The following is a 26,933-nucleotide window of genomic DNA, read 5'->3' as shown; positions in this document are numbered from 1 at the left end:
CAAGGAGATCAAGGTAACATGAAATTCACACTCTCCTGGCTCAAGGATCATCTCGACACCGAAGCCTCGCTCGATGAGATCGTCGAAACTCTCACCATGATCGGTCTCGAGGTCGAATCCGTCGATGACAAGGCGGCGCTGGAGCCGTTCAGGATCGCCCGGGTTCTAACAGCGGAGCGCCATCCCGATGCGGACAAGCTTCAGGTGCTCTCGGTCGATCTGGGCGATGGCAAGCCGATTCAGGTCGTCTGCGGCGCGCCCAATGCCCGCTCGGGTCTGATCGGCGTTTTTGCGCCGCCGGGAACCTATGTACCGGGCATCGATGTGACGCTTTCGGTCGGCAAGATCAGGGGCGTCGAAAGCCATGGCATGATGTGCTCCGAGCGCGAGCTGGAATTGTCGGACGAGCATAACGGCATCATCGACCTGCCCGCCGATACGCCGGTTGGGGAGAGCTTTGCCGCCTATGCCGGGCTGAACGATCCTGTCATTGAGATCAACCTGACGCCGAACCGCCCGGACGCCACGGGCATCTATGGCATCGCCCGTGATCTCGCTGCGGCGGGGCTGGGCAGGCTGAAGGATGGCGCGGTTGCCTCGGTCAAGGGCGAAGGCGAAACGCCGGTCAAGGTGATGATCGATGCGCCGGACCTCTGCCCCGGCTTCGCGCTGCGTCTGGTTAAAGGCGTCAAGAACGGCCCGAGCCCCAAATGGCTGCAGCAGCGGCTGAAAGCCATCGGGCTGCGTCCCATCAACGCGCTGGTCGATATCACCAATTACATCACCTTCGACCGGGGCCGTCCTTTACATGTCTTCGACGCCGCCAAGGTGAAGGGCGACCTGACGGTACGCCGCGCCAAGTCCGGAGAGACGGTGCTGGCGCTCGACGGGCGGGAATACAGGCTCAACGAGCAGGTCTGCGTCATCTCCGATGATAACGGCGTCGAATCGATTGCCGGAATCATGGGCGGTGAGCATTCGGGCTGCGACGAGAATACCACCGATGTGCTGATCGAATCTGCCCTTTGGAATGCCTATAACATCGCCCGCACGGGCCGCGAGCTGGGCATTATCACCGATGCGCGCTACCGCTTCGAGCGCGGCGCCGATCCGGAATTCATGGTGCCGGGGTTGGAGCTTGCAACCCGCATGGTGCTTGACCTCTGCGGCGGCACTCCGATGGAGACCGAAGTGGTGGGCTACGAGGGCTACGAGCCGAAGGTGGTCGCCTTTCCCGTTTCGGAGGTAAAGCGCCTGACCGGCATCGAGGTGGCGAAGGAGGAAAGCCTCGCCATCCTCTCGCGCCTCGGCTTCGAGCCGCAAGGCGAGGGCGATGTGGTGAATGTCCGCGTGCCGTCCTGGCGGCCGGATATCGACGGCAAGGCCGATCTGGTCGAAGAAGTGATGCGCATTCACGGCGTCGACCGCATCGCGCCCCAGCCTTTACCAGATCATGCGGCGGTCAACGGCAAGATCCTGACCACGCTGCAGATCCGCAGCCGCGCCGCCCGGCGCGCGCTGGCAGCGCGGGGCATGATGGAGGCTGTCACCTATTCCTTCATCCCCGCCGCCCATGCGGAGGCCTTCGGCAGCGGCGATAACAGCGGTGCCGCGCTCAAGCTCGCCAACCCCATCGCCGCAGATATGTCCGACATGCGGCCCTCGCTGTTGCCGGGCCTGCTGGCGGCGGCGCAGCGGAATGCCGACCGCGGCGTGCAGGATCTGGCGCTGTTCGAAGTCTCCGGCACCTATGAAGGCGACACGCCTGACAGGCAGCGCCGCGTCGCCGGCGGCATCCGCCGCGGCACCGCGAAGCTCGATGGTTCGGGCCGCCATTGGGCCGGCAATGCGGCGAGCGTCGGCGTATTCGATGCCAAGGCCGATGCGCTGGCGGTTCTGGAAGCCTGCGGTGCGCCCGTCGATAAGCTGCAAATCGAGGCGGGAGGGCCGTCCTGGTATCATCCCGGCCGTTCCGGCACGATCAAGCTCGGGCCGAAGGTCGTTCTCGGCCATTTCGGCGAATTTCATCCGAAGACGCTGGAAACGCTCGATGTCAGCGGCGCGCTCTGCGGCTTTGAAGTGTTCGTTGATGTCATTCCGGAGCCGAAACAAAAGGCGACGCGCACCAAGCCGCCGCTTGCTCTGTCAAACTTCCAGACTGTGCGCCGCGATTTCGCTTTCGTGGTGGACAAATCCGTCGAGGCCGCCGCCGTAATCCGCGCTGTGGGCGCCGCCGACAGGAAGCTCATATCAGGCATTCAGGTCTTCGATATTTTCGAAGGCCCGGCTTTGGGCGAGGACAAGAAATCCATCGCCATCGAAGTCGCGATCCAGCCGCAGGAGCGCACGCTGACGGATGAGGATCTCGAAGGCCTCGCCAAGCGGGTGGTGGAAAGCGTGAGCAAGCAGACGGGTGCGGTGCTGCGGCGGTGATCTACCCCCGCTCCCGCTGCAGCAGCGCTCTCTTCCGCTCGACGCCCCAGCGATAGCCCGAGAGGTCGCCGTCCTGCCGCACGACGCGGTGGCAGGGGATGGCCACGGCGATCTTGTTGGCGGCGCAGGCCCCGGCGACGGCGCGCACAGCCTTCGGCGCGCCGATGCGTTCTGCGATCTCGGTGTAGCTGGTCGTGCTGCCCACCGGAATATTGCGGAGCGCCTGCCAGACGCGCTCCTGAAACGCCGTGCCGCGCACGTCGAGCGGTAAGTCGAGGCCGATATCGGGCGCCTCGACAAAGCCCACCACTTTCGCCATGGTCTTCTCGAATTCGGCATCGCCGCCGATGAGTTCGGCCTTGGGGAAGCGGTCCTGAAGCTCGCGCACCAGCGCATCCGGGTCATCGCCAAGCGAAATGGCGCAGACGCCTTTTTCCGTCGCCGCCACCAGAATCGCTCCGAGCGAGCACTGCCCGACGGCGAATTTGATGTTCATCTCCGCGCCGCCCGCGCGAAAGATGCTGGGCGCCATACCAAGCATCTTGTTCGATGCCTCATAGAAGCGGCTCGAGGAATTGAACCCGGCATCATAGATCGCCTGGGTAACGCTGCCCTTGCTTGCCGTGAGCTCGTCACGAACGCGGCGAGCCCGGTGGGCCGCACCATAGGCTTTGGGCGTCAGGCCTGTGATAGACTTGAACAGGCGGTGAAAATGGAACGGGCTCATGCCTGCAGCGTCCGCCAGTGCGTCCAGCACTGGCAGTTCTTCGGCGGCCTCGATCCGGCGGCACGCTTCTGCGATAATCGCCGCATGCCGTTCGGCAAGCGATGCTTCGTTGGGCCGGCAGCGCAGGCAGGGGCGGAAGCCCGCCCGCTCGGCCTCCGCGCAATCCGCATGGAATGCGATATTTTCGGGCTTGGCGAGTCGCGACGGGCAGGTCGGGCGGCAATAGACGCCGGTTGTCTTTACGGAATAGACGAATTTGCCGTCGAAGGCCGGATCGCGGTTGACGAGCGCCTTCCAGCGCGGGTCGCGTTCGGCAGGCGTAGTGTTGATGGTGGCAAGGTTCATGGTGTGATCCTTCATTTCAGCTTGCCGCCTTTCTACCTCTCTCGCCAGACTACCGCACTCCGGGCCTTGCTTTCAAATCTTGCCGCTCCCGCCGCGCCGCTTTCCGGGATGAAAAGAAGAATGCGGCGATGAAGGCCATCATCATCAACAGCACGATTGTTGGCGCAGGCGCGCTGTCGAGGAAGAAGCTCAAATACACACCGAAGAAGGACGCGAGCACGGCGATGACCACCGAAAGCACCAGCATCGGGCCGAAGGCGCGCGTCAGGAGAAAGGCAATGGCCCCCGGCGCGATCAGCATGGCGATGGCAAGGATGATGCCTACCGCTTTGAGCGCGCCGACGATGGTGAGCGACAGCACCACGAGCAGGCCATAATGCAGGAGGCGGACCGGCAGGCCGATCACCTTCGCCTGCACCGGATCGAAAGCGTGGAGCAGTAGATCGCGCCATTTAAGCGCGATGATTCCGGTGGCGAACGCCGCGATGACGCCTGTTTCGGGGATGTCCCGGGGACCGACGCCCAGCATGTCGCCGAAGAGGATATGGTCGAGATGCACATCCGGCCGGATCTTTGTGTAGAGCACGATCCCCAGGCCGAACATGCCGGAGAAGACCACACCCATCACCGTATCCTGCTTGACGCGGCTGTTTTCCTTGAGAAAGCCGGTGCCGAGCGCGCAGAGCATGCCCGCCGCGAAGGCGCCGATCGCATAAGGTATACCGATGATATAGGAGATCACCACCCCCGGAAGGACCGCATGCGAGATCGCGTCGCCCATCAGCGACCACCCCTTGAGCACAAGGAAGCAGGAGAGCAGCGCCGTCGGAATGGCGACAAGCACCGCGATGGCAAGCCCAAAGCGCATGAACTCGAACTGGAAGGGCAGGGTGAGCATATCGATGAGACTCATCGGCTCGCCTCCAATGCCTGCGCCGTGCGCCGGCGGGCGGCGAGCATGCCATGCTTGGGCGCAAGAAAGAAGGCGGCGAGGAAGATCAGCGTCTGCAGGACAACGATGACCCCGCCGGTCGCGCCATCGAGGAAATAGCTGATATAGGCCCCGGTGAAGCTCGTTATCGCGCCGATGGCGACGCTGATAAGGATGAGCCTGGGGAAGCGGTCGGTCAGGAGATAGGCGGTTGCGCCTGGAGTCACAACCATGGCGATGACGAGAAATGCGCCCACCGTCTGCATCGCTGCCACCGTAGAGGCGGAAAGCAGCGTAAAGAACACGGCTTTCAGCAGCGACGGGTTGAGGCCGATGGAGCGGGCATGGCTTTCATCGAAGAAGGTTACCATCAGATCCTTCCATTTAACCAGCAGCACTGCGAGGGAGACAAAGCCGATAATGGCGAGTTGCAGCGTATCCTCGGGCGTGATGGCGAGGATATTGCCGAGAATAATGGTCTGTATGTTCACCGATGCGGGCGAGAGCGACACCATGAAGAGCCCAAGCCCGAAGAAGGAAGTGAAGATCAGCCCGATGACCGCATCCTCTTTCAGCCGCGTGCGCTCGTTGAGGAACAGCATCGCCCCAGCGGCAAGCGCGCCGGAGAAGAAGGCGCCGATAGAAAAGGGGAGGCCCAGCATATAGGCCCCCGCCACGCCCGGCACAATGGAATGAGAAAGCGCGTCGCCGATAAGCGACCAGCCCTTGAGCATCAGATAGGCCGAGAGGAAGGCGCAGACCGCCCCGACGAGCGCGCTGACCCACATGGCGTTGACCATGTAGCCATAGGTGAAGGGTTCGAGCAGTGCCGTCATTCCGGTCCATCCCCCTCCGCTGTTTCGAAGCGCCTTGGTGCGTCATTCATGACGAAGTGGCGCAGCGCACCGCCAAAGGTCTTTTCGAGATTCGTCTGCGTGAACACTTGCGCGGTGGGCCCGCAGGCGAGAACGGTGCGGTTGATGAGGATTGTCCGCTCGCAGAATTCCGGCACGCTCCCCAGATCATGCGTGGAAACCAGCATCACGCGGCCTTCGTCGCGCAATGTCCGCAACAGCCCGATGATCGCATCCTCCGTCTTGACATCGACCCCGGTGAACGGCTCATCGAGCAGGATGACACGCCCGTCCTGCGCCAGCGCGCGGGCGAGGAAGACGCGCTTCTTCTGCCCGCCCGAGAGTTCGCCGATCTGCCGCTTGCGAAAATCGCTCATGCCGACGCGCTCCAGTGCCGAGGCCACGGCCTCGCGGTCGGCGGCTTTCGGAATGCGCATCATGTTCATGTGGCCATAGCGGCCCATCATCACGACATCCTCGACCAGAACCGGGAAGCTCCAGTCCACATCCTCGTTCTGCGGCACATAGGCGACGATATTTTTCTTCAGCGCTTTGGCCGCCGGCTGCCCGAGAATGGAGATCGTCCCCTTCGCCGGGCGCACGAAGCCCATGATCGCCTTGAACAGCGTCGATTTTCCGCTGCCATTGACCCCGACGAGCCCGGTGATCGTGCCCGTGGGTATGTCGAAACCAGCATCATGAAGCGCGGTGTGGCCGTTACGGTAGGTGACCGTTAAGTCCTCAACGGAAAGCCCCGCACCGGTGTCGATAGACTGGCGCGGGGATATAGCCTTGACGGGAGCATTCATGAAGCGAACCCTTTGGCGATGGTGTCGGAGGTCACGCGGAGGAGATCGATATAGGTGGGGACAGGGCCGTCAGGCTTGCTCAGCGAATCGACATAGAGCACCCCGCCATATTTTGCGCCCGTTTCCCTTGCCACCTGCTGGGCGGGCTTGGCCGAAACGGTGCTTTCGCTGAAGATGACGGGAATCTGGTTGGCCATCACCACGTCGATCACCTTGCGCACCTGCTGTGGCGTGCCCTGCTGGTCGGCATTGATCGGCCAGAGATAAAGCTCCTTCAAACCGAAGTCCCGGGCGAGATAGCTAAACGCGCCCTCGCTCGTCACCAGCCAGCGCTCGTCCTGCGGAATAGTCGCAAGCTTCGCCTCGATCGGCGCGATGGTGTCCCTGATCTTCTGCTTATAGGCTTCGGCATTAGCCTTATAGGTCGCGGCATTCGCCGGGTCGTGCTTGGCGAGAGCGTCGCGGATATTGTCGACATAGATCAGCGCGTTCTGTGGCGACATCCAGGCATGAGGGTTGGGCTTGCCCGCATAGGGGCCTTCCGCGATGCTTATCGGCGCAATGCCCTCGGTCACCACGGCACTCGGCACGTCATGAAGCCGCTGGAAGAATTTCTCATACCAGCGCTCTAGATTAAGTCCGTTCCACAAGATGAGTTGCGCACTCTGCGCCTTGATAATGTCGCGCGGTGTCGGCTGATAATCGTGGATCTCCGCGCCGGGCTTGGTGATCGACTCCACGATTGCCGCATCGCCGGCGACATTCTTCGCCATGTCGGCGATAACGGTGAAGGTGGTCACCACCTTGAACTTGTCTGCCGCCTGCGAAACTCCGGGCATGAGACCAAAGACTGCAGCGCCCGCAATGGCGGCAAGGATGTGTCGTCTGGTGCGGTCGAACATATCGTGATTTCCTCCAGTTCTGCAATTGCGATCCATTCCTAATTGCGAAGCTACATCATTCGCATAAATTTGCAACTAGGAATGATTTGCAAAACAGAAGCCTGAGACGTGAAACGTCTCGCCCCTACGCCGGCGCGAGCAGCAGGCTCGTCTCCGAGCGGGCGATGCCTTCGATAAGCCGCACGGAATTGAGAACCCGGTCGAAATCGACAAGGCTCGCCACTTCGATTTCCGCAACGAGGTCCCATGCACCGTTGGTCGTATGGAGCGAGAGGATTTCCGGAATTTTTTGCAGCGATTGCACAACGCGGCGCGTGTTACGGCCAACCACCTCGATCATCATGACGGCCCGGATACGCTCCGTTCCGGCGATGTCCTTGACCCGTACGGTAAAGCCTAGGATCACGCCGTTGGCGATCAGCCGGTCCAGCCGGTTCTGCACCGTTCCACGTGAAACCGACAGGATGTCGGCGAGCTTCGAAAGAGGGGCTCGCCCGTCCTGCCGAAGCGCGGCTATAAGTCGGGCATCGAGATCGTCCATCACGTCTCTCTATTAAAATTGCGCAATCTAGCTATACAATATTAGCAAAACAATGCCGAAATTTAAAAGATTTTGCCATTTCTTTTAAACCGGCATCCCGCCTATCCTTTGGCAGGGTTCAAGGAGAGCGCCGGATGGTTCAGTTCGTTGGTACGCGACATATGGTCGAGCTCGTGCGGGCCATCGGCATTGATACGCTTTTCCGCCAGCTGGTCACCTATCTCGAGCACGACTTCGCCCGCTGGGTTGAGTTCGAGAAAACGCCGCGCATCGCTTCGCATTCCCATGATGGCGTCATCGAACTGATGCCTACGAGCGACCGCGAGCTTTACGGCTTCAAATATGTCAATGGTCATCCGCAAAACCCGCCCCAGGGACTGCAGACAGTGACGGCGTTCGGCGTGCTGGCCGATGTAGCGACCGGTTACCCGCAGTTCATTTCGGAAATGACCATCGCGACGGCGCTGCGCACAGCCGCGACGTCAGCCATGGCGGCAAAATATCTTGCCCGCAAGGACGCGCGAACCATGGCACTGATCGGGCTCGGCGCGCAGGCCGAATTCCAGGCGCTCGCCTTCAAGTCTATTCTGGGCATCCACGATCTGCGCGTCTTCGATGTCGACCCCGCGGCCTATCGTAAGTTCCAGCGCAACATGGAGACGTCGGGCATTCACATCGTCAGGGCTGCGAGCGCCGAGGAGGCGATCATAGGCGCGGACATCATAACAACGGTTACAGCGGACAAGCGGCGCGCCACCGTGCTGACCGACAACATGGTGGGCGCGGGTGTGCATATCAACGCGGTCGGTGGCGATTGCCCCGGCAAGACGGAATTGCACCGCGATATCCTGCTGCGGTCCGACATTTTCGTCGAGTTTCCGCCCCAAACCCGGATCGAAGGGGAAATTCAGCAACTCGATGCCGATCATCCCGTGACGGAAATCTGGCAGGTCATTGCGCAGGAGAAGCCGGGGCGGGTGTCGGACCGGCAGATCACGCTCTTCGATTCCGTCGGCTTCGCGGTGGAGGACTTCTCCGTGCTCCGCTTTCTGCGGGACATGGTGCAGGGGACGGCTTTCTACGCTGATATCGACCTCATCGCCGAGCCGTCCGATCCGCGCGATCTCTTCGGCCTCCTTTCTAAAGACGCTGCGGCGCGCTCCGCCGCACTGGCTCTCTGAACCGCCACAGAATCTTATTCATTCTACGAAATAATCCGGTTTCGGCGATTGATCGATGGCGGAAGCCGCTGAAAGCATGAAAGGCAACCATGACCGGTCACAAGAAAATCATTCTCCTGGGCGCGCCCGTCGAGGAAGGGGCGGAGTGTCTCGGCTGTTCCATGGGCCCGGCGGCGCTGCGTCTCGCCGGCATCGGGCCGGCATTGGAGCGGCTCGGCCATGAGGTGGAAGACCGGGGCAATCTCGCGCCCGAAGAGCTTCCGGATTTCGCCTTGCCGGGAGCCGTCAAAAACGCGCCTGTCATCGCCGGCTGGACCCGCACCCTCGAGCGCGCTGCCTATGATGCGCGGAAAGAGGGCGGCGTGCCGGTATTTCTCGGCGGGGATCATAGCCTTTCAATGGGCACGGTGGCAGGCGCTGCGCGCCACGCCGCCGAACAGGGCAAAAAGCTCTTCGTCCTTTGGCTCGACGCACATGCCGATTTCAACACGCCCGCCACGTCGCTCTCCGGTAATATGCACGGCATGCCGGTGGCGTTCTTTTGCGGGGCGGAGGGTTTTTCCGGCATATTGCCCGACGACAGGCCGGTTGTCGCGCCGAACCATGTTTTCCTGTGCGGCATCCGGTCGATTGATCCGGCCGAGCGCGCCGAACTGGCGAGGGCCGGGGTCAACGTCTTTGACATGCGCTTTATCGATGAGAATGGCATTGTCCCCGCGATAAAGCGCGTCACCGAAACGGTCAGCCAGGCGGGCGGCTTGTTGCATGTGAGCTTCGATACGGATTTTCTCGATCCCGAGATCGCGCCGGGCACGGGAACGACGGTGCGCGGCGGTGGCACCTATCGCGAGGCTCATCTTGTCATGGAAATGCTCCATGATAGCGGGCTCGTCAGTTCGCTTGATATTGTCGAGCTAAACCCGTTCCTCGACGACCGCGGCAAGACCGCCTATCTGCTCGTTGAATTGGTAAGCAGCCTCTTCGGCCAGAAAATCTTTTAAAGCACGATTCCGAATATTTGCAGACTTGCAGCCGGGGACGTCCCGGCTGCAAAAATCGAACAGGCTCCTATCGCCTGATGGCGCGCCCGAGGGCGATCAGGATGCACGCGCCGATGAAGCCCGCGACCAGATAGCCAATCCAGCCGGTAAGCGCGACACCGAAGAGTCCCAGGATCGCATTGGCGATGATTGCGCCGACGATGCCCAAGAGAATATTGGCGATGATGCCCATATTGCTCTTCATGAACATTTCGGCCAGCCAGCCTGCCACGCCGCCGATAATGATTGCTGCGATCCAGCCGACACCAGCAGTTTCCATGTAAGTATCTCCCGTTGTTCCTATCCATAAATTATTCGCCGGTTCCTCCCGGCATCGGCTCGAAAGCCGACATGCCATCATACCGCCACAAACGCTTGGAGGGAACAGGCGAAATTCAGCACGCCACGGCAACAGGCCCGCTATGGAGCGGGCCTGTTGGAGGAGTTCACTGGGCCACCGGGCCGGTGGAGGATGGACCGCCCGTGGTGCCGTTCGCAGCATCCCTGGCCTTGTTGTCCTTCACGATGCCGCCCGTATAGAGCTCGGACCGCTCAAAGGCCGGCGCCTTGTTGAGATCGTCCTTCGAGAGGTCGGTTACGAACCAGCGGTCACCATTGGACTGGGTCGCGAGGTCGAGATGGTCGAAGCTGACGGCCACATCCTTCTGTCCGACGCCGAGGAAGCCGCCGACGCCGATCACCGCCGCCTGTGCCACGCCATTTTCGCCGATGACGATGTCGCTGATGTCGCCGATTCGGTTGGCGTCGCTGCCCGGGCCGTCATAAACAGCCTGCCCGATAACGCCCGAAGCCAGGACCTTGCCGGTGGCTGCGTTTACGTTATTATTGTCGGGCGTAACCTTGGGGGCCACTTCCGGCGGATAGGTGAAGACGTCGCTGGTCTGGGCGGGCGCGGAGTCCTGCAGCTGAGGAGCCTGCCCGGTGGTTTGGGCGAAGGCTGCGGTCGACAGCATGGCGACTGCGGCTGTTGTTCCCAAAAGTCGTGTAAGCATTGTGACTCTCCTTTTATCCGGGCTCCGCCTGACAGCGCGAAGCCTTCGTTCCAGATACAATCCTAACGACGAGGCTGCATAAACGTTCCCCGTGCAACCCCGGCGAAACGGACAAAAGTCGCTCGCAGGCGAGCCGGAAAAGGAACAAAAGCTCTTTCCGTCTGTTGTTTCGTAGGACCGGAATCGACTGCTTTTGGAAGCAATTGGAGCCGGGGGACAAATCAGAAACGAACCCGATGGTTTGGAGAAAGCCGATGCAATTGCGCGAGACACGTATCATTCCAGCTTCCACGCCTGGCGAGGCGCCCTCGGTTGAATTCGTCGGCGAGAAGGGCGAGCACGTGACGGTCCGGTTTGCCAAGGACGAGGAAATGGCGGATTTGGACCGCAGCGTCCTTATCTCGGAAGCAACCTTTATCCTCTCGGAATTGGCGAACGCCGATATGGTCGGCGGCCTCGACAAGAAAAGCGGCGCAGGCGACGCCCGCACTGACGAGCGTACGGGCGATCCTGTGGAGCTGGAGGAACAATTACAGGAAGGTTTGAGAGAAACCTTTCCGGGCAGCGACCCTGTATCGGTGGTGTCGACAGGTATTCCCGGAAAACCGAAAAATTAAAAGGAGGCGCTGGGGAGCGGCTGCAAGCGGGTCAGCCGCTTCTTCATTCGTTGATTCTTCGGTCGTTGCTTTCGACTGAAGGCGTTAACACGACGCTGAGAGAAAGAGGGAAGGGCAATACGAGCTTAACTCGCGATGTCTACTTACCCACATAATACTCATCGCCATTTTATCTGCATAACTATCTGAAAATCATAATAATTTCATACATAGTAATATATGAATATAAAACATCGCAGCGCCTCATGATAGAAATCGAAAATTTTAACGAATTCTTGAAGAAGGCGTTAAGGGATGCTGCCCTAAGGTAAACCCATCCACGAACAAGACCAAGAAACGCCAGGAGGGAACAGCCCGCACGCGGGAAGGGCGTGCGCTAGTTTAATGCATTGGCGGCTAGGCGCGCACGCTTGGCCTGATTGATAAGAGCATGCTGCAGCCAAGTGAAATCACTTGGACCCCCCCAAACCGTATTTAGAGCGAAGATCGCGCACAAAGCGTCAGGCTTTGGCGACACCACGCCTAAAGAGCGCCTTTATTTGATCGATTGAATCGGAGGAGCGTACGTGTCTGCACTGGTCAAGATTACATATCCCGTGGAAAACCAGATTATTCACCCGGGCGGCCTGTCGATCCGGGGCATCGGCCCCGCGGGACGAAAAATCCGTATCTCGCTTCGGGAGTTCGAATGGCCTTCCGGCTTTTGGGATATCACCATCGGCAATGATGGATCCTGGGATGCATCGGGGGCGATTGTCGAGAACGGCACCTGGAACATCAACGCAATGCTGATTGCCGATCTGCCCGTTTCGCTGGCGAAGGATCACGTCACCTTTCTGGTGAGGCCGTAAGGATAAAAAGCCGCGCGTCCACGGTGTCAGGCGGACGCGCGGCGCTTTACGCAACGATCAGAACGGCGAATCCGGGAAATAGAATTCCTGGGCATTGTCCTTGGTGATCAGCGTGGCGTCGAGAATGTAGCTGCCGCGCACCGGTACATGGTCGTAGAACTGGCCTGCCGTCAGCTCCATCGCGGTGGCGATCATTGCCGGCGGGTAGAGCACATCGACCGGGATCATCTTGTCGCCATCGGCGACGCGCTTGATCATCTCCTTCATGCCGGCGCCGCCGACGACGAATTTGATATCCTTGCGGTCGGCCTGCTGGATGGCCTCGAGCACGCCCACGGCCATGTCGTCGTCCTGGCACCAGACGGCATCGATCTTCGGATATTTGGCGAGATAGTCCTGCATCACCTTGAAGGCGTCGTCGCGAGACCAGTTGCCGAACTGGCGGTCCAGCACCTTGATCTCGCTGCCCTTGATGCCTTCGTCGAAGCCTTTCTGGCGCTCCTCATCGATGACGATGGGCAGACCGCGGATGACGACGACGTCGCCCTTGCCGCCGAGCTCCTTCTTGATGTACTCGCCCGCGACACGGCCCAGCTCCGGATTGTTGCCGGCGACATAGAGGTCCTGGATCGAATGGTCGGACAAGGCCCGGTCGACGACCGTGACGAAGGTGCCTTTTTCCTTCACCTGCCGGATCGGGTCGGTCAGCTCGTCGGAATTATGGGGCAGCGTCACCAGCGCGTCGATGCCCTGCGCGGTCAGGTCTTCCAGCGCATTGGCCTGCGAAGCGCCGTCCGGCGAAGTCTTCACCGTGATCTTCAGGCCCGGATAGCGGGCTTCCAGCGTCTTCTTGGCGCGTTCCGCGTGATAGACGACGCCGCCCGTCCAGCCATGATCGGCGGCGGGAATGGAAACGGCGATATGGACCTGTTTGTCCTGCGCCCCCGCCACTGTCGCCACCGAGGCGAGCGCCAAGGCAGCCAAACCTGCAAATATGGTTTTCATTGTCTCTCTCCCTGGAACATGGCCGCCGAACCGTGGACCGGCGAAACCATGCGATATTAGAGGGCCCCTCCTGAGTGGTGGCGGCTGGCCCCTGCGCCGCCCTCTCCATGAACGGCCACCCGAACTGGCAGCCGCAATTCACACGTCTAACGCCGTCCCAGCGAGCGCTGGATCAGCATGGCGATGATGATGATCGCGCCCTGAACCGCGCCGATGAGATATTCGCTGACGAGGTCGGACAGCACCATGATGTTGCCGACGACTTCCAGAATCAGCGCGCCGCAGATCGTGCCCCAGATGCGCCCGACGCCGCCGCGCAAGGCGGTGCCGCCGATGACGACGGCTGTGATCGCCTGCAACTCCCACAGCAGCCCCGTCGTCGGCGTCGCAGCGCCAAGCCGCGGCACATAGACCAGCACGGCGATGGCGACGCACAGCCCCTGAATGACATAAGTGAGCGTCCGCACCCGGTTGACCGAAATGCCCGAATAGCGCGCCACATCCTCATTCGACCCCACCGCCGTGACATGGCGGCCGAAGCGGGTACGGTAGAGGAGGAAGGCACCGACCGCCCCGACCAGCAGGATGACGATGATCGGGATCGGCACGCCCAAAACATCGCCGAAATAGACGGGCCGGTAGGCGGCGCGCAGTTCCTGCGATTTGATGGCGATGGAGCCGCCTTCCGCCAGATAGATCGTCAGCGCGCGGAAGATGCCCATTGTTCCGAGCGTGACGATGAAAGGCTCTATCCGGCCCAATGTCGTAATCAGCCCGTTGGTGAGGCCGCACAACGCCCCGGTCGCGAGCGCCATCAGCATCGCCGCCGCGATCATGCCTGTATCGCCGGAAACGGTGCCGGTATTGAGAAACAGGATCATCGTCCCGGCAACGAAGGCCGCCATCGAGCCCACGGAAAGGTCGAGCCCGCCCGCCGAGATGACGAAGGTCGCGCCGACGGCGATGATGGCGATGAAGGCGCTGCGGGTGGCGACATTCATCAGATTGTCGAGCGACAGGAAATTCGGATTGACCAGCGCGCCGAAGACGAACAGCGCCGCCAGCGCCACGAAAGGCGCGACGGCCCTGAGATCGATATCCCCCCAAGACCGTTTCGCGGTTTGCGCCGCCGTCATATTGTTCATGCAGTTTCCGCTATCAAAGCGGCCTCCCCCATATTTGCGCCGGTGGCAAGCACCACGATCTCGGCTTCCGTCATGTGCTCGCCTGAAACCTCCCCGGCGATCTCCCCATTGCGCATGACGATGATACGGTCACAAATGCCGATCAGTTCGGGCATTTCCGACGAGATTACGATAACCGCCTTTCCCTCCGCCGCAAGAGCGTGGATGAATTTATAGATCTGTTCCTTGGTGCCGATATCGATGCCGCGCGTAGGCTCGTCGATGATGACGATTTCAGGGTCCAGCAGCATCATCTTGGCGAGGAGCAGCTTCTGCTGGTTGCCGCCTGAGAGCTGCCCGGCAAGAAGGTCGCGGTTGCGCGTGCGGATGTCGAAATCGCGCACCGCCTTGTCGAGCGCCTCATCCTCGCGTTTGCCGTCGATCAGAACACCGCGCACGAAGCGGTCGAGCCCGGCAAGCGTCAGGTTGACCTTGAGGTTTTGCCCGAGCAGCAGCCCCTTGCCCTTGCGATCCTCGGAGAGATAGACGATCCCCGCATCCATGCTCTGCTTCACATGATGAAAGCTGACCGGCTTGCCCTTCAGGCGAACCGTGCCATGCGCGGGCCGAAGCCCGAGAATACCCTCCAGCAGCTCCGTCCGCCCCGCCCCGACGAGCCCGGCAAAGCCGAGAATTTCACCGCGCTTTAGCGAAAAACCCGCATTTCGGGCAAAGCCCGGCACAGTCATAGTCTCGACTTCGAGAACAATCTCGCCGGTCTTCACACCGGCGCGGTCAGGATAGAGCTTGGAGACGTCCCGGCCGACCATCAGCCGCGCCATATCGACCGGCTCGAGATCGCCGGCCGCATGGGTGCCGACAAGTTGCCCGTCACGCAGCACCGTCACGCGGTCAGCGATGGTTTTCACCTCGGGCAGCCGGTGCGAAATATAAAGCACCGCGGCATTCTTCTTCCTGATCGCGGCGATGACTTTCAGAAGCGCCTCGGTTTCGACGGGCGTGAGAGAAGCGGTCGGCTCATCGAAGATGACGAGCTTGTGCGGCACCAGCAGCGCACGGGCGATCTGCACGAGCTGGCGCTGCGCGATGGAAAGCCGGTTCACCACGGTTCCCGGATCGATGTCGGCGCCGAGATCGAGCACCGCCCGATGCGCGCCCTCGGCCATGGCGCGGTCATCCAGCACCAGCCCTTTGCGGAGTTCGCGGCCGAGATAGATGTTCTGCGCCACCGTCAGGTCGGGCGCGAGCAGGATTTCCTGATGGACGAGAACGATGCCGTGCCTCTCCGCATCGACCGGGCCGGTGAAGGCGATCTTCTCGCCATCCATCCGGAGCGTTCCCTTCGATGGCATAAGATGCCCCGAAAGGATCTTCATCAGCGTCGATTTGCCTGCGCCGTTCTCGCCGATGATGGCGTGGACCTCACCCGGCTGCAATTGCAGCCTGATATCCCTGAGCACCTCGACCGGGCCGAAGGATTTCGAAATCCCTTCGGCTTCGAGCAATATTTTTGGCTCGGGCGGCTCAGCTGGGGAGAGGGGATAGACTTCGCTCATCCGACCTTGGTCCATACATTGCCGGCACTGGAGGAGGCGACCGCCGCTTCGATGAACTCCATGCCCTTGAGCCCGTCGCGGACCGTCGGGAAGGTTACCGCCTCATCCGGCTTTTCGCCGCTACGCGCCGCCTGAATGGCGCGGGCGGCTTCGGCATAGATATTGGCGAAGCCTTCGAGATAGCCTTCCGGATGCCCGGCGGGAACGCGCGTCACCCGCGCCGCCTCGGGCCAAGCGCCCGCGCCGCCGCGCGTCAGCAGCTGTTTCGGCTCGCCGAAGCGGGTGAACCAGAGATAGTTGGGGTCGGCCTGCGTCCATTCAAGGCCGCCCTTGGTGCCATAGACCCGCAGCTTCAGCCCGTTCTCATTGCCCACCGCCACCTGGCTTGCCCAGAGCATGCCCTTGGCGCCGCCCTTCCAGCGCAAGAGAATCTGCACATCGTCATCAAGCTGCCTGCCTTCCACGAAAGTGGTGAGCTGCGCCAGCAACTCATCCAGTTCCAGCCCGGTAACGAAGCAGGCGAGATTATAGGCATGAGTGCCGATATCGCCGATGCAGCCGCCCGCGCCGGAGCGCTTGGGATCGGTGCGCCACTCGGCCTGCTTGCTGCCGGAAACTTCCGCCCGCTCGGTGAGCCAGTCCTGCGGATATTCCGCCTGCACCAGCCGGATTTCGCCAAGCTCGCCCTTTTCCACCATCGCACGGGCCTGCCGGATCATCGGATAGCCGGTGTAATTATGGGTGACGGCGAAGACCTTGCCCGATTTGTCGACAAGATCGACCAGTTCGCGGGCTTCATCCACATTGAGCGTCAGCGGCTTGTCGCAGATGACATGGATGCCCGCTTCCAGAAACGCCTTGGCCGCAGGCGCATGCATATGGTTGGGCGTGACGATCGCGACCGCTTCGATGCCGTCGGGCCGGCCTGCTTCGGCCTTCGCCATTTCCTCGAAAGAGCCATAGGCGCGATCGGGCGCGATGCCGAGTTCCAGCGCGGACGCCTTGGCGCGCTGCGGATCGGAGGAAAGCGCGCCGGCCACCAGCTCATACTGGTCATCGATGCGCGCGGCGATGCGATGCACCGCGCCGATAAACGCGCCCTGACCTCCGCCGACCATGCCGAGCCGGATGCGCCCCGCGTTCCGTTCCTGCTTGCTTGCTTCAATCGTCATAACCCACTCCAGTCTTACTTCAGGCCGAGCATCTTGCGGTTGGCGGCATCGTCGGTACCGGCCCCGGCGAAATCATCGAACGCATGTTCGGTGACGCGGATGATGTGCTTCTTGATGAACTCTGCCCCCTCGCGCGCGCCGTCTTCCGGATGTTTCAGCGCGCATTCCCATTCCAGCACCGCCCAGCTGGCATAATCATAGGCGGTGAGCTTGGAGAAAATCGCGCCGAAATCCACCTGCCCGTCGCCCAGCGAGCGGAAGCGCCCGGCCCGGTTCACCCAGCTCTGGTAACCGCCATAGACGCCCTGCCGGCCGGTCGGGTTGAACTCGGCGTCCTTCACATGGAAGGCTTTGATGCGATCATGATAGATGTCGATATAGTCAAGATAATCGAGCTGCTGCAGCACGAAATGCGAGGGATCGTAGAGCAGGTTCGCCCGCGCATGGTTGTTCACGCGGTCGAGGAACATCTCGTAGGAAATGCCGTCGTGAAGGTCCTCGCCGGGGTGGATCTCGTAACAGATATCGACGCCATTCTCCTCCGCGTAATCGAGGATCGGATGCCAGCGCCGCGCAAGCTCATCGAAGGCAGTCTCGACAAGACCCGCCGGGCGCTGCGGCCAGGGATAAACATAGGGCCATGCCAGCGCGCCGGAGAAGGTGGCGTGGGCATTGAGGCCGAGACGGTTCGATGCGCGAATGGCGCGCTTGACCTGATCGATGGCCCATTCGGTGCGCGCCTGCGGATTGCCCCGGACTTCCGGTGCGGCAAAGCCGTCGAAGGCGACGTCATAGGCTGGATGAACCGCTACCAGCTGGCCCTGCAAATGCGTCGAAAGCTCGGTGATCTCGAGCCCATGGCTTGCCGCCACACCCTTGATCTCGTCGCAATAATCCTTGGAGTCGGAAGCTTTGGTGAGGTCGAACAGCCGCGCATCCCATGTTGGGATCTGAACACCCTTGTAACCCAGCGACGCCGCCCATTCGCAGATGGAATCGAATGAGTTGAACGGCGCCGCATCCCCCGCAAACTGCGCCAGAAATATCGCCGGTCCCTTGATGGTCTTCATGGTCGTCCTCTCCTCACAATGCTTTGCTTCCAGACGGCAACGCTGGTGCACACCCCCCTCTGCCCTGCCGGGCATCTCCCCCTCAAGGGGGGAGATTAGCCGACACTAGCCCCGGCACTCATCCCTCGACGTTTGCGATTGGTGCCGCACGTCGATGAGAGCGTGATCTCCCCCCTTGAGGGGGAGATGCCCGGCAGGGCAGAGGGGGGTGCTGCCGCACAACGCTTCCAAACTATCCGTCACCCACCTATCGCCCCCGGCCCAGGCACCGCCCCCGGCGGACACTTGCCGAGAATGATCATCCCGAGCACCTCGTCCTCCGTGACATCACCCACCCGTGCAGTCCCGACGACACGGCCATTTTTCATCACCACCACGCGGTCGGCAAGGTGGAAGACGTCATGGATATCGTGGCTGATGAGGAAGATGCCGATGCCTTCGTTTTTCAGCTGCTGGATCAGCTCGCCCACCTGCGCCGTCTCCTGCGGGCCCAGCGCTGCGGTCGGCTCGTCCATGATCAGGATGCGGGCATTGAACAGGATGGCGCGGGCGATCGCCACCGACTGGCGCTGGCCGCCGGAGAGCGCCTTCACCGGGTCCTTGAAGCGCTGGAAGCGGGGGTTGAGACGGCCCATCACCTCGCGCGCTGCCGCTTCCATCGCCACATCGTCCAGCGTGCCCCATGCCGTCATCAGCTCGCGGCCGAGATAAAGATTGGCGGCGGTGTCGACATTGTCGGCGAGCGCCAGCGTCTGGTAGATCGTCTCGATGCCGTAACCCTTGGCGTCGCGCGGATTGTTGATCGTGGCTTCCTCGCCATTGATGCGGATCGTGCCGCTGTCGCGCTTATAGGCGCCGGAGAGGATCTTGATCAGCGTCGACTTGCCCGCGCCGTTATGGCCGAGAAGTGCCACCACCTCGCCCGGATAAAGATCGGCGGAAGCATCATCGACGGCGCGGATGCCGCCGAAGGCAATCGAGATGTTTTCCATCTCCACGAGAGGCTTGTTGGCCATGATCTTGCTCCTCGCGTTCACGACAGCCGCCGGCGATAGATCGTATCGAGCCATACGGCGATGACGAGCACGATGCCGACCACGATATTCTGCAGGGGAGAATCGAGGCCGAGAAGCACCATGCCCGACGACAGCGATTGCATCATCACCGCGCCCAGCATCGCCCCCGCGACGGTGCCGACGCCGCCTGCAAGCGATGTGCCGCCGATGACGGCCGCGGCGATGGTGAGAAGCTCATCCAGCGTTCCCTGCGCATTGGTGGCGGCGTTGAGACGGGCGGTGGAGATGGCGGCTGATATGGCGCAAAGCGCGCCCATAAGCATGAACACCTTCATGATCACCCATTTGGTGTTGATGCCTGCCAGATCCGCCGCTTCCGGATCGCCGCCGATGGCAAAGACATAGCGGCCGAAACGGGTGCGGTTCGCCAGAAACGTCATAATAATGCCGACGCCGATGGCGATGAGGACAGGAATGGCGATGCCATGCGCGATGAACAGCCCGCCCTCGGGAACAGGAATATTGTGCGCTTCCGCATAGCGGGCGGCAACCGGCCCCGGCCAGGGATAATCATTGGCGATGGCCACGGCGCCGAGCACAAGCGCGCTGCCGACAATGGCCATCAACACTTCCGCCCAGACCGGACGGCGTGGAAAATCGAAGCGCTTGCGCTGCCGCCGCCCGTTGAGGATGAGGCCGATAAGCCCCAGGCAGGCGATGACGCCCACCACCCAGCTCCATGTCGCGCCGATCGAGCCTGCGGGCCCGCCGCCCATCAGGCGGAAGGTGGAGTCCATCGGCGCGACGGTGCGCCCCGAGGTCACCCACCAGGCCGCGCCGCGCCAGACGAGAAGGCCGCCGAGCGTGACGATGAAGGACGGGACGCCCAGATAGGCGATGATGAAGCCCTGCAGCGCCCCGACGAGCGCGCCCACGACGAGGCCGAGCGCCAGCACGATGATCCATGTGGCGGGATTTTCGAAGCCCATCGCCTGCGGCAGCCATTCGGCCTGCGTCACGCCCATGATCATACCGACGAAGCCGAGAATAGAGCCGACGGAAAGATCGATATTGCGCGTGACGATGACCAGCACCATGCCCGTCGCCATGACGGCGATGGACGAGCTTTGCACCGACAGGTTCCATAAATTGCGCGGCGAAAGGAAAAGCCCGCCGGTGAGAATGTCGAAGATCACCCAGATGATCCCCATGGCGATGATCATGCCGAGAAGCCGCGGATCGAGCTCCGTTGCCTTGAAGAACCGGGCAACGGTTCCAAGCTCAGCCGATCGGGCCGTATCGGTGGTGACGCTCCCGCTGGTCCCACTATTGCTCATGCCGCTCCTCCCGGACGGTATTTGCGCCTTGCCTATCTGGATGAGACGCTGGCTCTTACCCCCTCCGCCAGAAGGTTCGCACCATCCTTCCCCCTTGCGGGGAAGGTGCCCGCGTTAGCGGGCGGATGGGGGTGGTGACGTTTGCGCTTTTGCTGACGAACGTTGCGCAAACGTCACCACCCCCACCCGACCCTGACGGGCCACCCTCCCCGCAAGGGGGAGGGGAGGGCGCGAACGGGCAGAGGGAAGTACCGAGCGCCTCCATCCAATTTCGAAGGCTCCTTGAAAAACGCCGCGGCTTTCACCGCGGCGTCCACATTCCCATGCTCACTTGCAAGCCTCGACGCTGCCCGCTTTCACACCCTGGCAGACCTGATCCTTCGTCGCCCAGCCGGCGTCGATGATGGTGCTCAGATTGTCCTTGGTGATCGCCACGGGCTTCAAGAGGATCGAGTTCATCTCGACGCCCTTGGCGCCGCCGTTGAACTTCACCACGCCCTTGACCTGATCCAGCTTCTTGCCGTCGGCGAGCTGCGAGGCGACGTCGGCGGCTTCCTTGCCGAGCACGCGGCTGTCCTTCCACACCGTGACGGTCTGCGTGCCGAGCGCGATGCGGTTGAGCGCGGCGAGGTCGGCGTCCTGACCCGACACCGGAACCGAACCCGCCAGGCCCTGCGCCGACAGGGCCGCGATGGCGCCGCCGGCCGTGCCGTCATTGGAAGCGACGACCGCATCGATCTTGTTGTCGTTGGCGGTCAGTATCTGCTCCATGTTCTTCTGGGCATTGGCCGGCAGCCAGCCATCGGTATAGGCCTCGCCGACATTCTTGATCTTGCCGGAATCGATGGCGGGCTTCAGCACTTCCATCTGCCCGGCGAACAGGATGTCCGCATTGGGGTCGGCGGCGTTGCCCTTGATGAAGGCATAATTGCCTTCCGGCTTCACCTTGAACACGGCCTGAGCCTGCATCCGGCCCACTTCCTTGTTGTCGAAGGTGATGTAGAAGGCGTTCGGGTTTTCGATCAGGCGATCATAACCGACGACGGGAATGCCCTCGTCCACGGCCTTCTGCACCGCCGGCTCGATCGCGCTCGAATCCTGCGCCAGGATAATCAGCGCATTCGCGCCCTGGGAGATGAGGCTCTCCACATCGGTGAGCTGCTTCGACGCCGAGGACTGCGCGTCGGCGGAAATATATTTGTCGCCATTGGCTTCAAGCGCGGCTTTGATCGCCGCCTCGTCGCGCTTCCAGCGCTCTTCCTGGAAATTCGACCACGAAACGCCGATGATCTTGTCCTTGGCAAGGACGGGGCCCGCAAAAGACACGGCAAAAACCGCGCTCGCAAGCGCTACTGCGTATTTCTTCATAATAATCCTCCCGGGTGCGCCCAAAGCACCACCAATTGATCCCATATGCGATCAGCCCCTGCCCCTCCATTGGCAGGCCGAGCCTTTATTTCGAGGCTCGAAAAAAATAGTGACTAAGATTCTTTTCCGTGTCAACATCCAAAGTGGAGGACATGGAAGACCATGTATTTGTTGCATTGCAATCAATATTGCAGCGCAACGAACGGGGCATGATCTTGGCTGAGAGTCTGCGCCCGCCGCAGGCTGCCGGTTCGGTTTGTGCTTTCAAAAGCATAAGGGAGGAGAGGGCGTTGGCTGGAGCGATCACGCGCCCGGACGATGTGCGCCGGCAAAACCGCGGGCTGGTTCTCGCCGCGATCAGGCGCAAGGGCGCGCTTTCCCGCACCGATTTGACAGCCATGACCGGCCTTAGCGCATCCACCGTCTCGGCCATCGCCGCGGGGCTGGTCGCCGAAGGGGTGCTCACCGAGAGCCGGGAAGGGGAGGCCAGAGCATCCGCTGGCCAAGTGGATTCGGCGGGCGTCGAACAAATGCGGCAAAAGCAGAAGGGACGCGGGCGGCCGCAACTGACCCTCATGCCCAATCCCGATATCGCCAAGGTCGGCGTCGTCAATCTGTCGCTCAACCGCATCACCGTGGCGCTGGTCGATTATGCCGGCGGGATCATCGTGGAAGAAACAGCCTCCGTCCCCACCCGCACGGCAAGCGGCGAGGCCCTCTTATCGGAAATCGGCGCGATGCTGCGTCGCCATCTGCTTTCCACAGGGAGGGAGGGCGGCAGGCTCATGCATATCGCCATGGCGGTGCAGGGGGTCACCGACGCCGCCGGTGAGAATTTGCTCTGGGCGCCGATCATCGAGGAACGGGATATCGGCTTCGGCCCGGCTTTATCGCGCGCCTTCGGCGTGCCCGTCGTGATGGCGAATGATTGCGCCATGCTGGCCGAAGCGCTGCGCTGGAAGGAGCCGGGACAATATGGCGCGGATTTCGCCGCCATATTGCTTTCCTACGGCATCGGTATGGGGCTTTATCTGAAGGGGCAGCCTTTTTCCGGCTCCCATTCCTCGGCGGCGGAATTCGGCCATATGGCCTATATGGCGCGCGGCGCGCTCTGCCGCTGCGGCAGGCGAGGCTGCATCGAGGCCTATGCCGGCGACTATGCCATCTGGCGCAACGCGGTCGGCATGCCCGATACCGGCCCGCCGGCGGCGAGCATCGACCCCGCCGTCTTTACCCGGCTTGCCGAGCGCGCGCGGGAAATGCCGGGCGTGGAGCGCGAGGCATTCCACATGGCGGGGCACGCCATCGGCTTCGGTCTCAACAATCTGTTTTCGCTGATCGATCCGGTGCCCATTGCGCTGGTCGGCCCGGGCGCCCGGGTCTTCGACCTGATGGAGCCGGAGATACGCCACGCGCTTTCCGGCGCCGGAGGCTGGGACGGCAGGCACCAGCCGGCGATCCGCTGCTATCCGCACGAGCATCCGTTGATCTTGCACGGCTGCGCCATGACCTCGCTTCTGCATCTCGACGCGGAGGTTTTTTCCGCCGGCGAGACCCAGCGCACCGCCGAAACCAGCGCGGCGTGAAACACAATCCAACAACGACAGGAGGAGTAACATGACTGGATTTTTCGGCGATATCGCAAAGATCAAGTATGAAGGACCCGATAGCACCAACCCGCTCGCCTACCGCTTCTATAATCCCGACGAGATCGTGCTCGGCAAGCGGCTGGAGGATCACCTGCGCTTTGCGGTCGCCTACTGGCATTCCTTCGTCTGGCCGGGCGGCGACCCGTTCGGCGGGCAGACCTTCCAGCGCCCATGGTTCGCCGATACGATGGATGCGGCGAAGCAGAAGGCCGATGTGGCCTTCGAGATGTTCTCGCTTCTGGGAGCGCCTTTCTTCTGTTTCCACGATGCCGACGTGCGCCCCGAGGGCGAGACGCTTGCCGAAAGCAACCGCCGCCTCCACGAAATCGCCGATTACTTCGCCGGCAAGATGGAGAAGACCGGCACGAAACTCCTCTGGGGCACGGCCAATCTCTTCTCCAATCGTCGCTATATGGCGGGTGCGGCCACCAATCCGGACCCGGATGTCTTCGCCTATGCCGCGGCGACGGTGAAGACCTGCATCGACGTCACCAAGCGGCTGGGCGGCGAGAATTATGTGCTCTGGGGCGGTCGCGAAGGCTATGAGACGCTTCTTAACACCGACATGAAGCACGAGCTCGACCAGATGGGCCGGTTTTTGAGCCTCGTCGTCGATTACAAGCACAAGATCGGCTTCAAGGGCACGATCCTGATCGAGCCGAAGCCGCAGGAGCCGACCAAGCACCAATATGATTACGACGTGGCGACCGTCTATGGCTTCCTGAAGCGCTTCGGCCTTGAAAACGAGGTGAAGCTCAATATCGAGCAGGGCCACGCCATCCTTGCCGGTCACTCCTTCGAGCACGAACTGGCGACCGCCACGGCGCTCGGCATCTTCGGCTCCATCGACATGAACCGCAACGACTACCAGTCGGGCTGGGATACCGACCAGTTCCCCAACAATGTGCCGGAAGTGGCGCTTGCTTATTATGAAATCCTGAAGGCGGGCGGCTTCGCCACGGGCGGCACCAATTTCGACTCCAAGCTGCGCCGCCAGTCGCTCGACCCGCAGGATCTGCTCATCGCCCATATCGGCGGCATGGACACTTGCGCGCGCGGGCTGAAGGCGGCGGCGAAGATGCTGGAAGATGGGGTGCTCACCGGATTCGTGACGGAGCGCTATGCCGGCTGGGAAAGCCCGGAGGCAAAGGCCATGCTTGCGGGCGAGCACTCGCTGGATGACATTGCCGCCCGTGTCGAGGCGGAAGGCATCGAGCCGAAACCGCGTTCCGGACGGCAGGAATATCTGGAGAATATCGTCAACCGTTATGTTTGAGTTGCAGCGGCCCGCCACCAGATAGCGACCAGCGGGCCGTCCTCTCCTTCGAGCGGATCGGATGATGGCAAGAGGAGCTGGGCGATCCTTGCCAGATCCTCCTCAGTGGGGCGGTCACGCCTGATATCGGCGCGCTGCCCCGGCGGATAGGCGCCGATGATGAGAAAATCGTCCCCGGCATCGAGACGGCAATGGCCCGTGCCGGCGGGCAGGATAAGGACATCGCCCGCCTCGACCTTTATTTCTTTTCCACCGGGGCCGCCGATCAATAGAAGCGCCCATCCGGACGCTACACCGAGCACCTCATGCCCTTCGGTATGGTAGTGGTGGTAGGAAAAGACGCCATTGCGCCAGGTTCCGGTCCAGCCATTGCGGATGAAAAGCTGCTCGATATGGCTGGCTGCGTCACCGTCAGGCTTCACGCCGCCGCGATAATAAAGCACCGACAAGCGCGGGTTGTTGGGTATTTCATCGCTCGGATCGAACAGGAAGGTCTCGGGCGTCATGAACATCTCCATCGCTCTTTCCATTTAACCGGCATCGCTGACGGATGTTCCGTCCCGTATCGCTTCAAATGAGGGGGGCGGCGTTCGCTGGTGCCCGCCGTCCAAGGCCGAGGCGGCTCAAGATCCAGTCTCCCAGCGGCTTCTCGAACCAGCGATAGGAGAGAACCGCCACGATCATCGTGGCGATCATCGGTAGGGGCATGAAAACGAAGAAATCCATGATCCCGAGCGGCGCGATCAGCCGCTTCCATACGAAGCCGAACATGACGGCCTCCACCACCGGATGCCAGAGATAGATGCCGAAGGAAACCGCGGCGAAGGGACGAAGGAAGGCAGGATAAACCGGAGTTGTCTGGTCGTTGCGTTCGGCCACCGCCGCCAGGAACACCGCAAGGCTCATCACCGCGATGCTGTAATAGGCGTCCACCTGCAACTGCATCAGGATGCAGGCCGTGAGCATGACTGTCCATGCCGGCCAGCGGGAGGTCAGTTTAAGCCGGCTGCGCGAGGCGAGCACGCAGATCAAAGCCCCGATGATGAAGTCCGCGAAGGCTCGCCACGCACCCCAGGTGTCGGCCTCCTGCCAATGCGCGTTCGGCATGATCCTGAGCGCGGTCAGCGTTTCCAAAAGTGCGACCCAGAGGGCAAGCAGCATGAGGAGCCCCTTCACCCCGCCGGTCCTGTTGGCGAAAAGGATGAGTGGCAGCAGGAGATAGGAGAACCATTCCGCCGACAGCGACCAGGAAACGAAGTTGAAGGTGAGGCTGGGCGAGACGCCCCATGCCTGCATCAGCAGCAGGTTGGGGATGATTTGCGTCATATCATAGCGTTCCGCACCCCCGAAGGGCCGCAGGAAACCAGAATGATAGCCGATGCCGATAAGGAGAAAGAAGGAGAAGGTAATGAGATGAAGCGGATAAAGCCGGGCGAGACGCTTCACCAGATAGATGGCGTAGCTGCGCCCGTCCGTGACCCGCTCGCCATAATGCGCGACGATCAGGAAGCCGGAGATGATGAAGAACATGTCGAGCAGCGGACGCAGGCGCTCCAGCCATTCGGTCAGCCATAGTGCGTCCGGCGGCCCGTTGAAGGAAAAATGATAGAGCATGATCAGCAGTGCCGCGATCAGGCGCCATAACTCGAACAGCCGGAAATACATCGCGCTTCGTTAATGCCGCTCAGTCGGTTGCTGCTCGGTCGTCCCCGCCGGTCGCACCGGAAGAGATTCGATCTCATCGCCGGCCTGCTGTTCGGCAATCCGCAAATCATAGGCCGTCTGGAGGTTCAGCCAAAACTCAGCGCTTGTCTGAAACCAATGGCCAAGCCTCAGCGCCGTATCGCCCGTAATCGAGCGTCGTCCGCGTAGAATTTCGCTGATGCGATTTGATGGAACCCTGATCTGCTGCGCGAGTTGATTGGCGCTCACCCCGAGCTCTGCCAATTCGTCTCCCAAAATCTCTCCCGGATGGATCGGTGGTCTCGCCATAGCGTATCCTTAGAGTTAAAAGACAAGTATTTTACTTTGGATGGAAGCAATGTGCACTGTTGTCAACCTGGCAGCAGGGAACGGCGTTGAGGCATGGATTCCT

Annotated in this window: 26 protein-coding genes; 7 read left to right on the top strand and 19 right to left on the bottom strand. The window is 61.5% G+C overall.

All coding sequences use genetic code 11. The features are described 5' to 3' along the window. Positions 1 to 18 precede the first annotated feature (18 nt). Positions 19 to 2,433, top strand: a complete 2,415-nt coding sequence (gene pheT, locus ACOWVG_RS05450) for a phenylalanine--tRNA ligase subunit beta (RefSeq protein ID WP_420960489.1) — start codon at positions 19 to 21, stop codon at positions 2,431 to 2,433. Between the two features lies 1 nt (position 2,434). On the opposite strand, the gene ada is transcribed toward pheT, so the two are convergent. The 6 genes from ada to ACOWVG_RS05420 form a co-directional block, all read right to left on the bottom strand. Beyond that, positions 2,435 to 3,505, bottom strand: coding sequence for a bifunctional DNA-binding transcriptional regulator/O6-methylguanine-DNA methyltransferase Ada (gene ada / locus ACOWVG_RS05445; protein WP_420960488.1), 1,071 nt, complete (start codon positions 3,503 to 3,505; stop codon positions 2,435 to 2,437). A 49-nt stretch (positions 3,506 to 3,554) separates the two neighbouring features. Then, a complete protein-coding gene (locus ACOWVG_RS05440; RefSeq protein ID WP_420960487.1) occupies positions 3,555 to 4,418 on the bottom strand; it encodes a metal ABC transporter permease in 864 nt (287 codons plus the stop codon). Then, positions 4,415 to 5,272 (bottom strand): metal ABC transporter permease, encoded by an 858-nt coding sequence (locus tag ACOWVG_RS05435; RefSeq protein ID WP_420960486.1) that lies wholly within the window; start codon positions 5,270 to 5,272, stop codon positions 4,415 to 4,417. The genes ACOWVG_RS05440 and ACOWVG_RS05435 overlap by 4 nt, the downstream gene beginning before the upstream one ends. Next, a complete protein-coding gene (locus tag ACOWVG_RS05430) occupies positions 5,269 to 6,099 on the bottom strand; it encodes a manganese/iron ABC transporter ATP-binding protein (protein ID WP_420960485.1) in 831 nt (276 codons plus the stop codon). The genes ACOWVG_RS05435 and ACOWVG_RS05430 overlap by 4 nt, the downstream gene beginning before the upstream one ends. Further along, a complete protein-coding gene (locus tag ACOWVG_RS05425) occupies positions 6,096 to 7,001 on the bottom strand; it encodes a metal ABC transporter substrate-binding protein (protein WP_420960484.1) in 906 nt (301 codons plus the stop codon). Before ACOWVG_RS05425 ends, ACOWVG_RS05430 begins: the two co-directional genes overlap by 4 nt. Before the next feature lie 124 nt (positions 7,002 to 7,125). Beyond that, the gene (locus tag ACOWVG_RS05420) at positions 7,126 to 7,542 is read right to left on the bottom strand and encodes an Lrp/AsnC family transcriptional regulator (RefSeq protein ID WP_420960483.1); all 417 of its coding nucleotides are present in this window, start codon (positions 7,540 to 7,542) and stop codon (positions 7,126 to 7,128) included. A 134-nt stretch (positions 7,543 to 7,676) separates the two neighbouring features. Here ACOWVG_RS05420 and ACOWVG_RS05415 point away from each other — a divergent pair, with 134 nt between their 5' ends. Next, positions 7,677 to 8,723, top strand: coding sequence for an ornithine cyclodeaminase (locus tag ACOWVG_RS05415; protein WP_420960482.1), 1,047 nt, complete (start codon positions 7,677 to 7,679; stop codon positions 8,721 to 8,723). Positions 8,724 to 8,812: 89 nt separating this feature from the next. Next, positions 8,813 to 9,724 carry an arginase gene (rocF, locus tag ACOWVG_RS05410; RefSeq protein ID WP_420960481.1) on the top strand — a complete coding sequence of 304 codons (912 nt, stop codon included), beginning with the start codon at positions 8,813 to 8,815 and terminating at the stop codon, positions 9,722 to 9,724. 67 nt (positions 9,725 to 9,791) lie between these two features. Here rocF and ACOWVG_RS05405 read toward each other — a convergent pair whose 3' ends face one another. Beyond that, positions 9,792 to 10,043 carry a GlsB/YeaQ/YmgE family stress response membrane protein gene (locus tag ACOWVG_RS05405; protein ID WP_420960480.1) on the bottom strand — a complete coding sequence of 84 codons (252 nt, stop codon included), beginning with the start codon at positions 10,041 to 10,043 and terminating at the stop codon, positions 9,792 to 9,794. A 166-nt stretch (positions 10,044 to 10,209) separates the two neighbouring features. Then, complete coding sequence (locus tag ACOWVG_RS05400) at positions 10,210 to 10,776, bottom strand: PRC-barrel domain-containing protein (RefSeq protein WP_420960479.1); 567 nt, start codon at positions 10,774 to 10,776, stop codon at positions 10,210 to 10,212. Positions 10,777 to 11,012: 236 nt separating this feature from the next. On the opposite strand from ACOWVG_RS05400, the gene ACOWVG_RS05395 reads away from it, so the two are divergent. Both ACOWVG_RS05395 and ACOWVG_RS05390 read left to right on the top strand, forming a co-directional pair. Further along, positions 11,013 to 11,393, top strand: a complete 381-nt coding sequence (locus ACOWVG_RS05395) for a hypothetical protein (RefSeq protein WP_420960478.1) — start codon at positions 11,013 to 11,015, stop codon at positions 11,391 to 11,393. Between the two features lie 566 nt (positions 11,394 to 11,959). Further along, positions 11,960 to 12,244, top strand: a complete 285-nt coding sequence (locus ACOWVG_RS05390) for a hypothetical protein (protein WP_420960477.1) — start codon at positions 11,960 to 11,962, stop codon at positions 12,242 to 12,244. 57 nt (positions 12,245 to 12,301) lie between these two features. Here the strand turns inward: ACOWVG_RS05390 and ACOWVG_RS05385 are convergent, their stop codons facing one another. From ACOWVG_RS05385 to xylF, 8 genes are all read right to left on the bottom strand, one after another. After that, a complete protein-coding gene (locus ACOWVG_RS05385) occupies positions 12,302 to 13,249 on the bottom strand; it encodes an ABC transporter substrate-binding protein (protein ID WP_420960476.1) in 948 nt (315 codons plus the stop codon). A 146-nt stretch (positions 13,250 to 13,395) separates the two neighbouring features. Then, complete coding sequence (locus ACOWVG_RS05380) at positions 13,396 to 14,394, bottom strand: ABC transporter permease (RefSeq protein ID WP_420960475.1); 999 nt, start codon at positions 14,392 to 14,394, stop codon at positions 13,396 to 13,398. Beyond that, the gene (locus ACOWVG_RS05375; protein ID WP_420960474.1) at positions 14,391 to 15,950 is read right to left on the bottom strand and encodes a sugar ABC transporter ATP-binding protein; all 1,560 of its coding nucleotides are present in this window, start codon (positions 15,948 to 15,950) and stop codon (positions 14,391 to 14,393) included. Before ACOWVG_RS05375 ends, ACOWVG_RS05380 begins: the two co-directional genes overlap by 4 nt. Next, positions 15,947 to 17,122, bottom strand: a complete 1,176-nt coding sequence (locus ACOWVG_RS05370; RefSeq protein WP_420960473.1) for a Gfo/Idh/MocA family protein — start codon at positions 17,120 to 17,122, stop codon at positions 15,947 to 15,949. Before ACOWVG_RS05370 ends, ACOWVG_RS05375 begins: the two co-directional genes overlap by 4 nt. A 14-nt stretch (positions 17,123 to 17,136) precedes the next feature. Beyond that, on the bottom strand, positions 17,137 to 18,192 hold the full coding sequence (locus ACOWVG_RS05365) for a sugar phosphate isomerase/epimerase family protein (protein WP_420960472.1): 1,056 nt from the start codon (positions 18,190 to 18,192) through the stop codon (positions 17,137 to 17,139). 239 nt (positions 18,193 to 18,431) lie between these two features. Continuing rightward, entirely contained in the window at positions 18,432 to 19,208 is a 777-nt protein-coding gene (locus ACOWVG_RS05360; protein WP_420960471.1) for an ATP-binding cassette domain-containing protein, read from the bottom strand. Positions 19,209 to 19,225: 17 nt separating this feature from the next. Next, on the bottom strand, positions 19,226 to 20,545 hold the full coding sequence (locus ACOWVG_RS05355; protein WP_420960470.1) for a sugar ABC transporter permease: 1,320 nt from the start codon (positions 20,543 to 20,545) through the stop codon (positions 19,226 to 19,228). Between the two features lie 327 nt (positions 20,546 to 20,872). Further along, positions 20,873 to 21,913, bottom strand: a complete 1,041-nt coding sequence (xylF, locus tag ACOWVG_RS05350) for a D-xylose ABC transporter substrate-binding protein (protein WP_420960469.1) — start codon at positions 21,911 to 21,913, stop codon at positions 20,873 to 20,875. A gap of 290 nt (positions 21,914 to 22,203) precedes the next feature. Here xylF and ACOWVG_RS05345 point away from each other — a divergent pair, with 290 nt between their 5' ends. Both ACOWVG_RS05345 and xylA read left to right on the top strand, forming a co-directional pair. Beyond that, a complete protein-coding gene (locus tag ACOWVG_RS05345) occupies positions 22,204 to 23,499 on the top strand; it encodes an ROK family transcriptional regulator (RefSeq protein WP_420960468.1) in 1,296 nt (431 codons plus the stop codon). Between the two features lie 31 nt (positions 23,500 to 23,530). Then, the gene (xylA, locus tag ACOWVG_RS05340; RefSeq protein WP_420960467.1) at positions 23,531 to 24,838 is read left to right on the top strand and encodes a xylose isomerase; all 1,308 of its coding nucleotides are present in this window, start codon (positions 23,531 to 23,533) and stop codon (positions 24,836 to 24,838) included. Here the strand turns inward: xylA and ACOWVG_RS05335 are convergent. The 3 genes from ACOWVG_RS05335 to ACOWVG_RS05325 form a co-directional block, all read right to left on the bottom strand. Beyond that, positions 24,829 to 25,344 carry a cupin gene (locus tag ACOWVG_RS05335; RefSeq protein WP_420960466.1) on the bottom strand — a complete coding sequence of 172 codons (516 nt, stop codon included), beginning with the start codon at positions 25,342 to 25,344 and terminating at the stop codon, positions 24,829 to 24,831. The two genes, xylA and ACOWVG_RS05335, sit on opposite strands and share 10 nt — an antisense overlap. Positions 25,345 to 25,408: 64 nt before the next feature. Then, the gene (locus ACOWVG_RS05330; protein ID WP_420960465.1) at positions 25,409 to 26,503 is read right to left on the bottom strand and encodes an acyltransferase family protein; all 1,095 of its coding nucleotides are present in this window, start codon (positions 26,501 to 26,503) and stop codon (positions 25,409 to 25,411) included. 9 nt (positions 26,504 to 26,512) lie between these two features. Continuing rightward, entirely contained in the window at positions 26,513 to 26,830 is a 318-nt protein-coding gene (locus ACOWVG_RS05325; protein WP_420960464.1) for a HigA family addiction module antitoxin, read from the bottom strand. Positions 26,831 to 26,933 lie beyond the last annotated feature (103 nt).

Source organism: Brucella sp. IR073 (assembly GCF_049065735.1).
In the GTDB taxonomy this organism is placed as follows: Bacteria; Pseudomonadota; Alphaproteobacteria; order Rhizobiales; family Rhizobiaceae; genus Paramesorhizobium.
Note: the sequence above shows the minus strand (reverse complement) of the source record. Positions and strands in the feature narration are given on the sequence as shown.

Coding starts and splice junctions, on each gene's coding strand:
- pheT (WP_420960489.1), top strand. CDS start 19: ATGAAATTCACACTCTCCTGGCTCAAGGATCATCTCGACACCGAAGCC.
- ada (WP_420960488.1), bottom strand. CDS start 3,505: ATGAACCTTGCCACCATCAACACTACGCCTGCCGAACGCGACCCGCGC.
- ACOWVG_RS05440 (WP_420960487.1), bottom strand. CDS start 4,418: ATGAGTCTCATCGATATGCTCACCCTGCCCTTCCAGTTCGAGTTCATG.
- ACOWVG_RS05435 (WP_420960486.1), bottom strand. CDS start 5,272: ATGACGGCACTGCTCGAACCCTTCACCTATGGCTACATGGTCAACGCC.
- ACOWVG_RS05430 (WP_420960485.1), bottom strand. CDS start 6,099: ATGAATGCTCCCGTCAAGGCTATATCCCCGCGCCAGTCTATCGACACC.
- ACOWVG_RS05425 (WP_420960484.1), bottom strand. CDS start 7,001: ATGTTCGACCGCACCAGACGACACATCCTTGCCGCCATTGCGGGCGCT.
- ACOWVG_RS05420 (WP_420960483.1), bottom strand. CDS start 7,542: ATGGACGATCTCGATGCCCGACTTATAGCCGCGCTTCGGCAGGACGGG.
- ACOWVG_RS05415 (WP_420960482.1), top strand. CDS start 7,677: ATGGTTCAGTTCGTTGGTACGCGACATATGGTCGAGCTCGTGCGGGCC.
- rocF (WP_420960481.1), top strand. CDS start 8,813: ATGACCGGTCACAAGAAAATCATTCTCCTGGGCGCGCCCGTCGAGGAA.
- ACOWVG_RS05405 (WP_420960480.1), bottom strand. CDS start 10,043: ATGGAAACTGCTGGTGTCGGCTGGATCGCAGCAATCATTATCGGCGGC.
- ACOWVG_RS05400 (WP_420960479.1), bottom strand. CDS start 10,776: ATGCTTACACGACTTTTGGGAACAACAGCCGCAGTCGCCATGCTGTCG.
- ACOWVG_RS05395 (WP_420960478.1), top strand. CDS start 11,013: ATGGTTTGGAGAAAGCCGATGCAATTGCGCGAGACACGTATCATTCCA.
- ACOWVG_RS05385 (WP_420960476.1), bottom strand. CDS start 13,249: ATGAAAACCATATTTGCAGGTTTGGCTGCCTTGGCGCTCGCCTCGGTG.
- ACOWVG_RS05380 (WP_420960475.1), bottom strand. CDS start 14,394: ATGAACAATATGACGGCGGCGCAAACCGCGAAACGGTCTTGGGGGGAT.
- ACOWVG_RS05375 (WP_420960474.1), bottom strand. CDS start 15,950: ATGAGCGAAGTCTATCCCCTCTCCCCAGCTGAGCCGCCCGAGCCAAAA.
- ACOWVG_RS05370 (WP_420960473.1), bottom strand. CDS start 17,122: ATGACGATTGAAGCAAGCAAGCAGGAACGGAACGCGGGGCGCATCCGG.
- ACOWVG_RS05365 (WP_420960472.1), bottom strand. CDS start 18,192: ATGAAGACCATCAAGGGACCGGCGATATTTCTGGCGCAGTTTGCGGGG.
- ACOWVG_RS05360 (WP_420960471.1), bottom strand. CDS start 19,208: ATGGCCAACAAGCCTCTCGTGGAGATGGAAAACATCTCGATTGCCTTC.
- ACOWVG_RS05355 (WP_420960470.1), bottom strand. CDS start 20,545: ATGAGCAATAGTGGGACCAGCGGGAGCGTCACCACCGATACGGCCCGA.
- xylF (WP_420960469.1), bottom strand. CDS start 21,913: ATGAAGAAATACGCAGTAGCGCTTGCGAGCGCGGTTTTTGCCGTGTCT.
- xylA (WP_420960467.1), top strand. CDS start 23,531: ATGACTGGATTTTTCGGCGATATCGCAAAGATCAAGTATGAAGGACCC.
- ACOWVG_RS05335 (WP_420960466.1), bottom strand. CDS start 25,344: ATGACGCCCGAGACCTTCCTGTTCGATCCGAGCGATGAAATACCCAAC.
- ACOWVG_RS05330 (WP_420960465.1), bottom strand. CDS start 26,503: ATGTATTTCCGGCTGTTCGAGTTATGGCGCCTGATCGCGGCACTGCTG.
- ACOWVG_RS05325 (WP_420960464.1), bottom strand. CDS start 26,830: ATGGCGAGACCACCGATCCATCCGGGAGAGATTTTGGGAGACGAATTG.